This window comes from Streptomyces sp. GLSS-08, from assembly GCF_056387915.1.
The window spans coordinates 1-13257 of sequence record NZ_JBWJAQ010000039.1; the positions used below are offsets into that span (position 1 = coordinate 1).

Genomic DNA, 13257 nt, shown 5'->3' on the forward strand with positions numbered 1-13257 from the left:
CACCTCGCCCAGCGCCTCGGCGGCGACCTGACGCAGCTCGTCCTCGTCGACACCGGCCTCCTGGGCTGCAAGGAGGCGGGCGGCGTGGCGGGGCGGCAGGGCGAGAGTGAGGTGGCGCACGCGGGCCTGGTCGGTGCTGCCGACGGTGGCGGTGTAGCCGAACCTCGCCTGCACATCGATCATGATGCCGCTCGTGGTGGCCGCGGCCTCCTTCGCCCGGGCCCTGATCTGCGGCTGCCAGCGCACGCGGACCTCCCGCTCCAGCCGGTCGGCGAGCTGCTGCCGGGGGGTTTTGATCTGGTTGTTCACATACCACTCGACGGTGCGCTGGCTGATCCCGAGCAGCTCGGCGACGCGCCGGGTACTGCGCTGGTGCTGCTTGACCAGATAACGCATCTGCGCCCCCGCCGACTTGGGAACGGGACGCGTGAACGCGCGATCTCTCGGTTTGGGGTCGGTGGTGGTGAGAGTCGGTGGTGCTGGCTGGGTGTGTGGTGTGTCGGTGCTGGTCAGTGGGGTGTTGGGGCGGGGTGGGCGCTGTCATGAGGTGAGAGGTTGTGGGTGGGTGTTGCTGTCGTGGGGCGTTATCTCATGGCGGCTGATGCTGTCTCTGTTTCGTGATTTCTGACCGATTGGGCAAGATAGCCCGATCGGAGGCTCCCGCCGCCCCGGCCGTACCCGAGCGGCCGGCTGCGCGCCCGGCGACGTCCTCACGGCGCCCGGCAAAGAAGCCCGCCATGCCCGCGACCGACCCGCGCTTCCCGCACGGCCCGCTCGCCGTACTCGACGGCGACGGCTCCGCGTACGGCATGGACGGCATCGTCCTTGACTGTCCGGCGGCGACCGTGCCGGAGTTGGTTGAAGCTGCGTGAGTCCGGCCTCGGTGCGCCGAAGCTCAACCGGTACGGCAAGGACTCCGACCCACTCATCGTGTTGACCGCCGCGGCCGCGGCGAAGCTCGGGCTCCCGGAGCGCCTGGAGGGCCACGAGCAGCGCCGCTCCTTGCGCCTGCCCGAGGACCACCCGGTCGTCAAGCAGGTGGTCAGGGCCAAGTGGCGGCTCACGCAGCGCGGGTTCGGGCTGTGGGCGCGGATCTACCGCAAGGCGCAGGGTCGTGAGCGGCAGTGCGTGCAGCAGGCGATCCTGTCCTGGGACGCCCTCGATGAGCGGTCCTGGCCCGGCGTCGCGGAGATGGAGCCGGCCGACATCGCCCGCGTCCTCGGCGTGTACGCGACCCGGGTCATCACCCCGCGCGGCTCCACCGCCGTCTCAGGGCTGGAGCTGATGACGGCGCTGCGCCCGCCCACGAAGGCCGTGCAGGACCCGCAGAGCGGGAACTGGGTCCCCGGCCACAGCCCGGGCTCACTGGGGACGGAGCCGATGGACCCGGCCCCGCCCGAGGTCACCGCCGAACACCCGGTCGTCGTGAACTCCGGCTGGAGTGGCGGGTTCCTGAACGAGGAGGCGTACCAGTGGGTGCGCGACGTCAGCCTGCTGAGCGATGAGGAGTGCACGCTGCCCTTCGCGGTCGGCCTGGACCTCAACACCGCCTTCCTCGCCGCCGCGGCCCGCCTGGTCGTCGGCCTGTCCGCCCCTGACCACTTCCACGCCCCGACGTTCAATCCGAAGATTCCCGGCTCCTGGCTGGTCGACCTGAGCCAAATCGAGCTGGACCCTCGCCTGCCCAGCCCGCTCACCCCGGACGGTTCCCGTCCGACCGGTCCGGCTTGGTATCAGACGCACACCGTCGCCTACGCCCAGGAACTCGGTCACAACGTCGCCCCGATCGAGGCGTACCTGCGCCGGGAGACCGGTGCGTACCTGGACCCGTGGCACGACCGCCTCAAGAACGCTTACGTGGACACCCTCGCCGACCTTGGCGTCACCCGGGACCTGGACGACCGGGCCTTCCTGGCGGCGATGGAGCAGCACAAGCAGGTCGACCCGGCCCTGGCCGCCGCTCTCGCGGCCATCAAGGCCACGGTGAAGGGCGGCATCGGGAAGCTGCGGGAGCGCCCGCAGGGCAAGTCCTACAAGCAGGGGGAGCGGTGGCCGGCCCTGGAACGCCCGACGTGGCGCCCCGACATCCGCGCCGCCGTCATCTCCAAGGCGCGGGTCAACATGCACCGCAAGCTGCTCAAGATGGCGCAGATGACGGGTCTGTACCCGCTTGCCGTGCTGTCCGACTGCGTCGTCTACCCCTCGCCGGGGGAGAGCCCGATGGACTTCCTCCCCTACGCCGTCTCGGGCAAGCCGCAGCCGGGCGGGTTCCGCCTCGGGCCCACGCCGGGCCTGGCGAAGCTGGAGGGCGTCCAGTCGATGCTGTGGGCGGTCGACCTGATGGAGCAGGGCCTCAACCCGGCACGCCACATCAAGGGCGGCGACGCCGTCCTGGACGAAGGGGAGTAGGGCCATGGCCATCGACGCCGACGGTGCGCGTTCCTTGGAGGCCGACGCGGAGCGGGAACGGACGCTGGACCGCCTGGAGGGGCGCATGGAGGCCCTGCAGTTTTCCATGCGCGCCCGCCGGGCCTCGCCGCGGTTCGAGTTGTGGCGGCATGACCTGCGCGAGACGCGCGAGACCTGGTTCCGGCTGGTCGACCCCGACGGCCAGGACCTCACCCCCGAAGGGAGCTGACCCGTGGCCAGAGAGAACGAGGACGCCATCGAGCGCGCCGACCGGGAGTCGTTCACCAAGGAGCCGCCGAAGACCCTCAAGGGCCAGATCGGCTATCTGATCAAGCAGTTCGGCAGCGCGAAGGCCGTTGCGGCGGAGCTCGGGGTCACCGCCGACTCCGTCAACCGCTACCGGCGCGGCGCCCGCAAGCACGCCCGCGCCGACGTCGCCGCAAAGATCGATGACGCCGTACGGCAGCGGTGGCAGCCGTTGGTGCGCAAGCGCCGGCAGCGCCAGGCCGCCACGGCGGGCGGCATCACCGTGGAGACTCGGGCCCGGTTCGGCTACACCGCAGCCGTCGGCACGACCGACGACGGACGGTTCCGGCGACTGACCGTGCACCTCCCCCCGGAGTACGCGCAACGCCTGTTCGACGCCCGCGACGCCGGGGCCAGCGACCAGCAGATGCGCGGAATTATCGCCGAAGGCCCTCGACGGCACAGCCTGACCCTTTCCGTCACGCGTCGTCCCAGAACCTTCCTAGAGGTCAGTGGAACCCGTCCTGCGACGTCTCCCGCTCAAAGGGTGAGGAGCTGTGCCGGATTATGTGGTCATGAATCACAGGAGGGCACGGACCTATGCAGTGTGCGCGGTCAAGTTGGACGAGGACCACACAGACGCGGCGGAGGGAACCTTCGATGCTGCGTTGACGAACGCCCTGGTCGCCATCGTCGCCAGCGAATGGCCCGGTGAGGAAGGAAAGCCCTACACCAAGCCAGCATCGAAGCTTCTGAGCCTGATCCGAGACCTAGCCGAAAAGGAAGCGAGCGTGGTTCGACGGGTGGCGGACGAGCCCGACGTATTCCTGATCCGGGACCCCAACGCCGATGAGAGGCGCCGCGATACGGAGGAGCGTCCCGCCACGGAAGCTTCCCGGACGGACTCGATCTTTCCCTCGGTATGGCCGGCCGTAGGGCTCCTAGAAACGCGGGTCGACGTCGGCACCCTTCTGGACGCCCTCGATGTCACACAACCGGTGCGCCATGCCCGGGAGGATGGGGACGAGGAAGGCGGCGAGCGCCGGCTGGAGCGGCGGCACGTGGACGCCCTGCTTGCACTGGACGCCCACCCGAGCCTGTGGGCGCTGAGCTCGGAGCAGGAGACCCGCTACGAGGACAGCGCGCAGAAGCAGGATGAGCGGGAGATGGAAAGGGCGCGCAGGACGCGGGAGCGCATAGGCAAGGAGGAGGCCGACCGGCGCATGGCGGCTGCGGGGGATCTCCACATCGGCCTCAGCCCCGACGATCCGGGCGCGCTGGAGCTCCAGGAGTGCCCGGTGTGCGGATACGAGGCGTTCAGCTCCGACGGAGGCGACGAGCTGGGCATGCACGTCGGCGCCGGTGAGTGCCTGGTGTGCCACTACCGGCGCAGCGTTGCCGTCGCCAACGCAACCTCGCGCGAGATGGTGCTGGAACGACGTTTGGAGCGCGACTGACCGAACGGCATCGGACGAGTCGCCGGGTCGGATATTCACGGCCTATCCGACGCGGCGAGTCGGGTTCTTGTCAGCCAAGAACCCATCGATTTTCGGATGCCCTCACTGAGACGGGGAGTCATCGCATCAGTGTGCGGAGGAGGCTAGCTACGGCCAGGCCAGGGCGAGAGGATAAAACCGGCGTGACCGCTGCGCTGTCTGAAGGGGGATTCGATGACTCAGGGGCCGCCGCCGTCCGGCTTCTCCGCACGGGAGTGGAGGCTCGCGACGCTCTTGCGGCCTCTGGCCAAGGACTTCTGGCTGTACTACGCGCCGAGGAACGGGGCAGGCCCACAGCAGCTCCAGGTCTGTGAGCGCAGCGGCTACGACTTTGCCCGGCTCACCTGGCAGTCCTGCGCCGAGTGCCGCCGCGGCCACGTCAGGAAGATCCGGGTGACCGATGAGTGGCAGCGCCAGGGCTACGGCACGCGCATGATGCTGCGCGCAATGCGCGGTTGCGAGTCGTTCAGTTGGACCACCACGCCGCAGTTCGAGGACGGGCAGCGGTTCTTCCCGGCGCTGGGCGCGGCCCTGGGCATCGGCTTCCCGGCCGACAGGTCGTGCGCCCACAACTCCGCTCGCGGTGGCGGGTACGCGAAGCCACGGCTTGAGGGACCGCCCGACGCTTGACTGCCAGGCAGGCCCGGACACCGTCTCCCACGGGAGAGAGATGATTACACCGGGGTACCCCCTACCCGCTTCGCGGCGTCCGCCGGCGGGACACGTACGTCCGGGGGATCCCGGCGACCGACCGGGCGCTCCGTCGTTCTCCGTGTGGGGGCACACGCCGATCGATGGAGGCTGGGATGGGAGGAGACGCCAAGCGTGCGAAGCAGGCCCGTAGGGACAGGCGCCTGCGGGACACTTCCCGGACGGGCGCCACGGCCACCGTGCAAGAGGTGCGCACCCCCGGCGACGTCCTCGACGCCCTGGCGGTGATGCTGCCGCAACCCAAGACCGGAGACTGGCGGCCGGACGTGCTCGGTGTGGACAAGCTCTCCCTTCAGGCCGGCCCTGACGCCTGGCCGCTCCTCAACGGTCATCGCGTCACGCAGGCGGCCCGCCGGGAGGGTCGGTTCCCCGTCTGATCGACACCGTCCGGGAGATCCACGTCCCGGCCGCCTGGGAGGGCGCGGACGCGTTCGTCGCGGGATGCCCGGCTGGTTCCGGCTGGACCGCACAGAAGGCCAGGAGCACGCCCTGCACGTCGCGGCGGAGAAGGACACCCTGCGCCAGCAGCTGGCCGGCTGGCTCGCTCCTGCGGGCATTCCGGTCCTGGTGGTCCGCGGCTTCGGCTCCAAAAGTGTGACTTTACGGCCAAATTTAGATCGTTGGGTCTGTTTAAGGACATTTGATCATCTTTCAGAATACGTGATGCGTCGTAGTTCCCTACGTTGACGGGTGTCAGGTGGAGAGTCTCTCCGCCTGCACAAACCGAAGGACGTATCCCATGCGCTTCATGCGCACCACGGCCACTGCCCGGACTCTCCTGATCGCGGCGATTGCCGTTGCTGGCCTGACCGTCACTCCCGCCCTCGCCTCTGCCGAGCCCGGTGCGGGCAGCATCCGGACTCAGACCGGCTTCGGCATCCTCGGCATCCCCGGCCTCAACGGCCTGAACGGAATCGGGATCAATGGCGGCCTCGGCGGCCTGGGTGGAACCGGCGGCGCTGCCGGCGCCAACGGCAATGGCGGTACCGGCGGCAACGGTGGCAACGCAGACGGCAGCGCGAGTGTCGGCGGCAAGGGGGGCGCCGGCGGCGCCGGGGGTGCCAACGGCAACGGCAGCGCCGGGGGGACCGGTGGTAATGCCACCCTCGGCGGCAAAGGCGGCAAGGGCGGCGTGGGCGGCGTGGGCGACGCCGGAGCCGGCATCCCCGGCGGTAAGGGCGGCAACGGCGGCGCCTCCACGGTCGGGGGCGGCCACACGGGCGGAACCGGCGGCGCCGGCGGCGCCGCGAGCCCGGTGTGTCCCGGCAAGCCCGGAGGCAACGGCACCGCCGCCACGTTCACCGCAGACGGCATCACCGGCGCCACCGGCGCTGCCGGCAAGACCACCCTCCCCTGCTGAACGCCTCAGGTGAGCGGGTCGCCGCGACAGCACAGAAGACCGAGATCTGACGGGTAGTCAATGGAGTGCGGCACCCGGTCAAGCGCCTGGCTGAGACTTCTCTCAGCCGGGCGCTTCCCGTGGTATGTGGTCTGCCCGGTCTTGACTCCCGAACAGTGTGTACGGGGCGCCGGAGCGGCCCGCACCGCGCGCGGTCCCGCCATCTGGCACCAAGCCGCTGCACCGGCTTCTCAGGCAGGGCGCCGCCGACGTGCTCCTGACTACCCGGCAGGCAAAGTAATTCGGCAGGGCTACTGACGCTTTTGTCATGAGGGGGCCGCGCGTGCCTGTCACGGCTGGACTCGACGTTGCCTCGATGCCGGAGGGTGCGCCGGGGGGATCACCAGCCGACGTTGGGAGTGACGGGCACCGTCCAGAGCTCGTCGTTGGTGTGCTGGGGGTTTCAGGCTCAGCGCGTTCCAGGTACCGCCGTCACCGAGGGTGGTGCTGGTCTGCCTCAGGACGGTGAAGATGTCGTCCAGGGGGTGGATGGAGACCGTCCCGTGCGGCGCAGGGTAGGGCTCCGACCACAGCTGGAACTGCTGGTTCGTGGCGTTCGGGCTGCACGGGGCCAGGGTGGCGACCTGTGGGCCGTATCGTCCCAGTCGCCGCCGGCTGCCGGCGGCGGGTCCAGCAGGTTCCCTTGGTGGTGCTCTGGATGCTGTAGTACCTGCCGTGCTCGCGTGGAGTGAAGGTCCAGCTCCGGTCGGACGAGGCCGGCCAGTCCGCGTCGGTGAACGCGGCAAGCACCTGACCGTAGGTGCCGACGTGCCGGCCAGAGCTGGCGTTGCGGACCTCTACGGTGCCGCCTGACACCTCAGCTGTTGCGGACGTCGAGTGCCCAGCACGCCGCCCAGCGCGGCACACACCGCAGCAGTAGTGACAGCCGTGCGGCGCCACCGCCGACGGCTCGGGCAGGCGGCAGCCCTGCTGGCGGCCACGGTCATAGGCCGGCGTACACGCATGATGGCCGCAGTCCGCGTCGCATCAGGGGTGCGTGCGAGGCGTCCGCGGGTGAGCGGCGTATCGCCGGCGTCGCCCAGGTCGATGCTCTCGCCGGCGCGTTCGGTATCCGCCGGCGGCTCATGGTCCACCTCGGCGCGTGGCCAGCCTCCGAGGAAGCCGCGCTGATCCACCGGCACTCCGATCATGACAGGCAACGTGACGTAGCCGCCGGGCTCGACGACATGGCCCGCACGGATAGGCACAGACCCTTGGTCGGCCGCCTGGTGGCAGCTTCCGCTCGTGGAGAGCGGGACCGGAAGCAGGCTCGATGAGGCGTACGTAGCCGATGGTGCCCGTGCCACGCGATGGTCACGAGTCGTGGCCTCTTCGCCCGGGGCTATGACCTCGTCGCGCGTGGCTGGGTCGTCGGGATCCGTGAGGTGAAGAACAGGGCGAGGAGAGCGGCGAGGGCGAGGGCGGCGAGGGCGGCGCGCAACCCGTCGAGCCTCGCTTCGGTGTTCGCGTCGAGCACCTCCTGGGACGTCTGCTCGTTCACGTCGGCGTCGTCGAGAGCTTTCTCCAGCTGAGCGTCCGACAGGAAGGGCGCGCCGCTTTGGAGTTCGACGTTGGCCTGGCTCTTGACCTGGTCCGGGACCGCCGGGTTCTGCTCGACGCTGGTCAGGAACGACGACGTGAGCGCGGCGATCATGATCGACCCGGCGAGTGCCGTACCGATCGAGGCGCCGAGGTTGGTGACGGCGTTCTGGACTCCACCGACTTCCGCGCTCTGCGCTTCCGGCACCGCGGACACGGTGACCGAACCGAGTTGGGACGCCAGGGCCCCCATGCCGAGCCCGATCAGCAGGAGGGGGATGGTGACGATCTCCCCACCGGCGTCCGCGTCGAGCGCGGCCATCAGGACCACCGCGCCCGCGAGCAGCGCGAGGACCCCCAGCCGCACCACCCGACGCGGCGAGACGTCCGGGAGGAGGCGCGGGATCAGGATCGCGGCCGCCAGCAGCGTCAGCGAGAGGGGCAGGATGCGGGCGCCGGTCTTGAGCGCGGACAGGCCCAGAGCGACCGACAGATAGAGCGGTACGACGAAGAACACGCCCATCTGTACGAGGTACTGGAAGAAGAACATCGTCAGGCCGCCGGTGAGCTGCTTGTTCTGCAGCATGGCCGGGTCGACGAGTGGGTCCCTGCGCTGCTTCACCACGCGGGCCTCCCAGCGGAGGAAGAGCCAGATCAGAAGCAGGCCGGCCAGCATCAGCCACACGACCAGCGACACCCCGAGCCACGAGGGCGCGTCGGGCTTCGGCTGGAACCAGCCCCATTCGTCCGAGCGGAGGACCCCGTAGACGAAGATCCCGAGCCCGAGGGCGGAGAGCACGGTGCCGACGAGATCGATTCGCGCGCGTTCGCCGACCGGCGCGTCGGTGATGCGGCGGGCGAGCAGCAGGATGCCGAGCACCATGACCACCTCGCCGGCGAATACCCAGCGCCAGGAGAAGTACGTGGTCGCGAGACCCCCGATGAGCGGCCCCAACGCGATCGCCACGGCCCCAGCGGCCGCGACCAGCCCGTAGGCGGCGGGACGGCGTTCGACGCTGAAGTTGCTCGCCACGAGTGTCACGATCGCGGGCAGGATGAGCGAGGCTCCGATCCCCTCGAGGAACGCCCAGCCGATCAGCAGGACGGTGAGGTTCGGTGCGAGCGCCGTGGTCAGGGAGCCGCAGCCGTAGACAGCGCAGCCGATCATGAACGCGCGTCTGCGGCCGATCAGGGCACCGATCTTGCCGCCGGGGATCATGAACATCGCCATCACGAGGGTGTAGGCAGTGATGGCCCCCTGGATCCCGGTCACAGTGGTGTCCACGTCTTCGGCCACGGTGGCGATGGACACGTTCATGACAGAGCTGTCGAGGGCCATAAGGAACTGACCTGACGCGAGTGTCAACAGGACGAGACGCGCTGTCGCCGGCCTCGGACCAGCCTCTGCCGTGGGTGCCATGAGTGAATAGTTGGCAATTGCTCCGAGGCCGGCCCCGCGACCCGCCGCGGCAGTCAGCCACTTGGCGGCGACACTGCCGCCATCACCCGGTCAGCCCGCCCGGCACTGCTCGCCTACCCCCTGCACCGGACCGGGCGTACCGATCAGCACGGCATCGAGCCGGTGAAGCCGGGGCGCGCCACCCCGTGGCGCGCCGAGGGGAAGGGGAAGCCGACCCCGCAGCGGTGACGTCAGGCGGGGGACGTGGAGATGTAGCCGACCCGGCGGGCGACGCGCTCCGGGCTTCTTTGCCACCCACCGTTGCACGGTGCGCTGTGACACCCCAAGGACTGCGGCCACCCTCCGGGTGGAATACCGATGCGTCGCCAGCAGAAACCGCAGGAGAGCCGTTGTGCCTACGAGCGGGGGCTTCTCAGTTTTGTGAGTCGTCTTCGTGGTGGCTGGGGTGCTCGGAGTGTGGGGCTGAGCGCGGCGGTGGCTTCTGACCTGCGTGTATGTGGTGTGTGCAGGTTGATCGGGCGCAGTGCAGTTTTCCTGGGTCGCTACTTGAGGTGTCGGTGGTGTCAGGGGCCCTGAGGCCTTGCCTCTGGGGCTGCGGTGTGGCGGCTAGAACCCGGGGCTCGGGTCGCCGCCGCTCTGTTGGCATCGGTCGCGGCGTCGAGCCAGTCACCTGCTGGTTCGATGGCTTGCTCGCGCTCAATGCCGGAGTCCACCTTTCCGTCAGCGGGGCGGGCGTTGTCGGCGATGTCGCGGGCTCGTTGGCATGGATCTGATGGGCCGGACGACTCAGCGATAGCGCCGATGACGCCAAACGAGAGCGCGAGTGCCGCCGCCCCGGCGATCATCAGGCCCGTGCTCCGGTCCTGTATGAGGCGCGGCAAGTGGCGCTGCCAGCGGAAGTACGGGATGCGGTCCCGGCTGTTCACGGTGTTTCCTATCGGATGGCTGAGACATGGATCCTCCTGGAAAGTACCCCTCGGGCATCAGGTGGTGTCTGGGTTGGTGAGGTCGTCGTGGGTGAGGGTGACGCGGGTGGCTTTGCCGGCCTTGCTGGCGGTGGTGGTGGGTGGCAGGACGCGGACGTGGATGAAGTAGACGCGGACGCCGGAGATTTCGGTGTATGGGGGCCATGCGCCGGGGGTGCCGTCGGTGGGTAGTTCGAGGAGCTTGTCGCTGATGTTGTAGATGACGAGGTAGGCGGTGTGCTGCCTGTAGTCGTGGGCGTACTTGACGATCTGGTGCAGCCCTTTGACGAGGTAACCCTTGCCGTGGCTGCTCCCGTCGAAGATCTTGCCGTCACAGACGAGGGGGTCGCGGCCGTCGAGGTCGCCGATGAGGTCTGCTTCGCCGGAGGCTGAGCGGGGCTTGGCATGGGTGATGTGGTCGCCTTCGAGGAAGAGGAAGCGCTGGAGATCGAGGTTGTAGTCCTCTTCGCCGTTGGCGGTGTCGGCGGTGAAGCGTGCGTACAGCTCTTCGCGGTCGAACCATTCGATGCGTGTGCGGTAGCGCTCGAGGGTGTGCAGGATGCACAACTGCCTGTCCGTCGGCTGCGATGTCTGCGGAAAGAGGTTGTCTCACGTGGACAGATTCCGGAGCTCCTTGCAGGTCGGGACGGTGACCACAGCTGACCTCGCCTCGTCCAGTCGTTGCGGACCGCGTACGGGATCTTGAGACCATGAGCAGCCCATGGCAGGCTCGTGCCGCATGATCGATGAGTTCGCGAAAGACAACCTGCACAAGAGACTGCGGCGGGATCGTGAGGCGCTGCTCTGGAAGCTCGACGGCTTGTCCGAATACGACGCGCGCCGGCCTTTGACGGCGACCGGGACCAACCTCCTCGGCCTGGTCAAACACGTGGCCACGGTTGAGGCCAGATACTTCGGCGAGGTCTTTGACCGCCCTTCTCCGGAGCCGCTGTGCCGGTGGCAGGACTCCGACGGCAGCGATCAATGGGCGGCCGAGAACGAGACGCGCGATCAGATCGTCGGGTTCTACCGGCGCACATGGGAACACTCGGACGCGACAATCAACGAGCTTGCCCTTGATGCCCCCGGTCACGTGCCCTGGTGGCCGGAGCCTTATTCGAACACGAACCTGTTCGCCATCATGGTCCATGTCCTTGGCGAGACCATCCGGCATGCCGGGCACGCCGACATCCTCCGCGAGGGCGTCGACGGCCGGACCGGGATGCGCGCCGAACACGAGCAGCCTCTCGACGAGGAAGCCCGTGCAGCCTACTTCGCGAAGATCGAGCAGGCTGCCAGGACGGCTGTGCCAACCAAGGCTTAGAAGGCCGTCCTCGGACGGGACGTGATGTTCGAGCGGCATGAAGCCAGTCGTGAGTCCTGATCTGTCGAAGTGTCTGGCTCCTGACACTTCCTCTCAGTCGGAACCGAGCTGTACACAGCCGAGGATCCCGGGCGGCAGGGCCAAGCCAAGTTCGTGGTGCCAACGCCTCAGAAATCGCGAACTCAGGCGCTTTTGTCCTTGAGGGTGCCGAGTTCGATGTCGCCGATGCGCACAGATCCGGAGCTGAAGGTGTCGAGGCCGGCCACGCAGTGCATCAGCGTGGACGTGCCGGAGCCCGAGGGGCCCATGATCGCGGTGAACTGCGCCTGCTGGAAATCGACGGTGACCTGGTCGAGGGCGACCACCTGGGTCTCGCCCTGCCCGTACACCTTGGACAGGTCCGTAGCACGGGCGGTCACGGTGGCGGCGCGGTGAGCGATGGGCGTGGTGGTCAAGAGAAGGGCTCCTGTCACATGGGTGAGCATCGGGGACCACCCCATTGTGTCTGCCTTGCGGCAGCGGATCGTCAGACCCGTGCCCGTTCCCGAGGCGGGGGCGAATTCCAGGGTTGTTGCAACACAGGTGATCAACTCATTTGGCCAGGAGCTTAGATGGGGTGAATCCGTGAGGTGGGGAGTGGTGGAATCCACCTCCTGCCGCTGCTGGACGGCCTCCCACCGATCCGGGGACTGCGGGGATGCCCCCGCCGCAAGCCCCGGCGCCTGTACGCTGACAGAGGCTAGGACTTCGACAAGTACCGCCGCCTGCTGTGGAAGCGGAGCAGCAGCCGTTGATCGCCCGACGCGGCGTCGCGCATGGTTCGGGACTGGGCAAGGTGCGCTGGGTGGCCGAGCGCGCCTTCGCCTGGCTCCACCAGTTCAAACGGCTCCGCACCCGCTACGAGCGACGCGCTGACCTCCATGAGGGCCTGCTCGAACTGGCCTGCAGCCTCATATGCCTGCGCGGCCTACGAACCTCAACCTGAAACGATCAGTTGGCTACGCAGAACCACCTCGGCCGTACCTCGGTCTGAAGCGGTTGCAGCGACCCCACTGCGGACCGCAGGTCCTGATCCGTGACGTCAAGAGACTCCGGCAAGCTCAGCCCGTACCAGCGCAGCCGCCAGAGATCGAAGACTCCGCTCCCGTCGGCTGCAAAGTCCACATCGACCTCAGTGCCGTTGTCGCACACGAGGCGGCACCCTGCCCCATGAACCGTGTAGGAGTAGGTGCCGATCTGCCCACTCCGGCTGATCCGGCGCGAACGGGCCAGACCGGGGACATCTGCCAGTCGCTCAAGCGAGGGAATCGCCACCTCATGGCCTCGCCAGTCGCGTTCAAGCGTGGACGTAGCCGAGCACGAGGTCTCGCGCAGCCCCAACCCGTTCCATACGGCGTCATCCCCCTGAAGCCGTGACTGACGGGATGGTTCCACGGGGCCGTCGGCGTCTCCGCAAGAGGGCATTCTGAAACGATCAGTTAAAGAGCGTTTTGTCCAACAGAGGTTGTTTGGCGTTGATTTGCAGACCGAGTTGGTGTGTGGTCCTTGGGGCAGACGTGCCTGATGTGGGGCAGGGGATTGGTGTCGTCGTTCGGCGACCCGTTTCGTTCCGTTCGCTCCTGTCTGATCCCAACGCGCCCCCGGTTGACCTCGTTTGCGCCCTGGGGAGGCGGCCTGCTCGACGGTACTACCGAAACATGACGCGACACCGCCCGTACCCGAGCGACCTCTCCGATGCGCGCTGGGAA

11 protein-coding genes and 5 pseudogenes are annotated in these 13257 nt (G+C 68.4%); 10 read left to right on the forward strand and 6 right to left on the reverse strand.

Translation table 11 applies throughout. The features are described 5' to 3' along the window. Positions 1 to 438: pseudogene (gene tpg, locus AC0ZLC_RS34020) on the reverse strand (telomere-protecting terminal protein Tpg); the annotation flags it as partial. Between the two features lie 218 nt (positions 439 to 656). On the opposite strand from tpg (AC0ZLC_RS34020), the pseudogene tap reads away from it, so the two are divergent. From tap to AC0ZLC_RS34060, 8 genes and pseudogenes are all read left to right on the forward strand, one after another. After that, positions 657 to 2409, forward strand: a pseudogene (tap, locus tag AC0ZLC_RS34025) (telomere-associated protein Tap); the annotation flags it as partial. 4 nt (positions 2410 to 2413) lie between these two features. Further along, positions 2414 to 2638, forward strand: coding sequence for a hypothetical protein (locus AC0ZLC_RS34030; RefSeq protein WP_476755783.1), 225 nt, complete (start codon positions 2414 to 2416; stop codon positions 2636 to 2638). 3 nt (positions 2639 to 2641) lie between these two features. Next, positions 2642 to 3106 (forward strand): annotated as a pseudogene (gene tpg / locus AC0ZLC_RS34035) (telomere-protecting terminal protein Tpg); the annotation flags it as partial. Between the two features lie 217 nt (positions 3107 to 3323). Further along, entirely contained in the window at positions 3324 to 4112 is a 789-nt protein-coding gene (locus tag AC0ZLC_RS34040) for a hypothetical protein (protein ID WP_476755784.1), read from the forward strand. Positions 4113 to 4325: 213 nt separating this feature from the next. Then, positions 4326 to 4781 (forward strand): N-acetyltransferase, encoded by a 456-nt coding sequence (locus AC0ZLC_RS34045; RefSeq protein ID WP_476755785.1) that lies wholly within the window; start codon positions 4326 to 4328, stop codon positions 4779 to 4781. A 269-nt stretch (positions 4782 to 5050) separates the two neighbouring features. Beyond that, positions 5051 to 5239, forward strand: a complete 189-nt coding sequence (locus AC0ZLC_RS34050; protein ID WP_476755786.1) for a hypothetical protein — start codon at positions 5051 to 5053, stop codon at positions 5237 to 5239. 64 nt (positions 5240 to 5303) lie between these two features. Beyond that, on the forward strand, positions 5304 to 5549 hold the full coding sequence (locus AC0ZLC_RS34055; protein WP_476755787.1) for a hypothetical protein: 246 nt from the start codon (positions 5304 to 5306) through the stop codon (positions 5547 to 5549). A 52-nt stretch (positions 5550 to 5601) separates the two neighbouring features. Continuing rightward, on the forward strand, positions 5602 to 6222 hold the full coding sequence (locus tag AC0ZLC_RS34060; RefSeq protein ID WP_476755788.1) for a hypothetical protein: 621 nt from the start codon (positions 5602 to 5604) through the stop codon (positions 6220 to 6222). A gap of 1381 nt (positions 6223 to 7603) precedes the next feature. Here the strand turns inward: AC0ZLC_RS34060 and AC0ZLC_RS34065 are convergent. The 3 genes from AC0ZLC_RS34065 to AC0ZLC_RS34075 all read right to left on the reverse strand — a co-directional run bounded on the left by AC0ZLC_RS34065 (position 7604) and on the right by AC0ZLC_RS34075 (position 10752). Further along, a complete protein-coding gene (locus AC0ZLC_RS34065) occupies positions 7604 to 9220 on the reverse strand; it encodes an MFS transporter (RefSeq protein WP_476755789.1) in 1617 nt (538 codons plus the stop codon). A 90-nt stretch (positions 9221 to 9310) separates the two neighbouring features. After that, positions 9311 to 9787: a helix-turn-helix domain-containing protein gene (locus tag AC0ZLC_RS34070; RefSeq protein ID WP_476755793.1), complete on the reverse strand. Its 477-nt coding sequence runs from the start codon at positions 9785 to 9787 to the stop codon at positions 9311 to 9313. Between the two features lie 416 nt (positions 9788 to 10203). Further along, positions 10204 to 10752 (reverse strand): hypothetical protein, encoded by a 549-nt coding sequence (locus AC0ZLC_RS34075; RefSeq protein ID WP_476755790.1) that lies wholly within the window; start codon positions 10750 to 10752, stop codon positions 10204 to 10206. Positions 10753 to 10924: 172 nt separating this feature from the next. Between AC0ZLC_RS34075 and AC0ZLC_RS34080 the strand changes: the two genes are divergently transcribed. After that, on the forward strand, positions 10925 to 11509 hold the full coding sequence (locus AC0ZLC_RS34080) for a DinB family protein (RefSeq protein ID WP_476755791.1): 585 nt from the start codon (positions 10925 to 10927) through the stop codon (positions 11507 to 11509). 191 nt (positions 11510 to 11700) lie between these two features. Here the strand turns inward: AC0ZLC_RS34080 and AC0ZLC_RS34085 are convergent. Next, positions 11701 to 11964 (reverse strand): annotated as a pseudogene (locus tag AC0ZLC_RS34085) (ATP-binding cassette domain-containing protein); the annotation flags it as partial. A 195-nt stretch (positions 11965 to 12159) separates the two neighbouring features. On the opposite strand from AC0ZLC_RS34085, the pseudogene AC0ZLC_RS34090 reads away from it, so the two are divergent. Further along, positions 12160 to 12494 (forward strand): annotated as a pseudogene (locus AC0ZLC_RS34090) (transposase); the annotation flags it as partial. Positions 12495 to 12499: 5 nt separating this feature from the next. Here AC0ZLC_RS34090 and AC0ZLC_RS34095 read toward each other — a convergent pair. Then, complete coding sequence (locus AC0ZLC_RS34095) at positions 12500 to 12973, reverse strand: DUF6896 domain-containing protein (protein WP_476755792.1); 474 nt, start codon at positions 12971 to 12973, stop codon at positions 12500 to 12502. Positions 12974 to 13257: the final 284 nt, after the last annotated feature.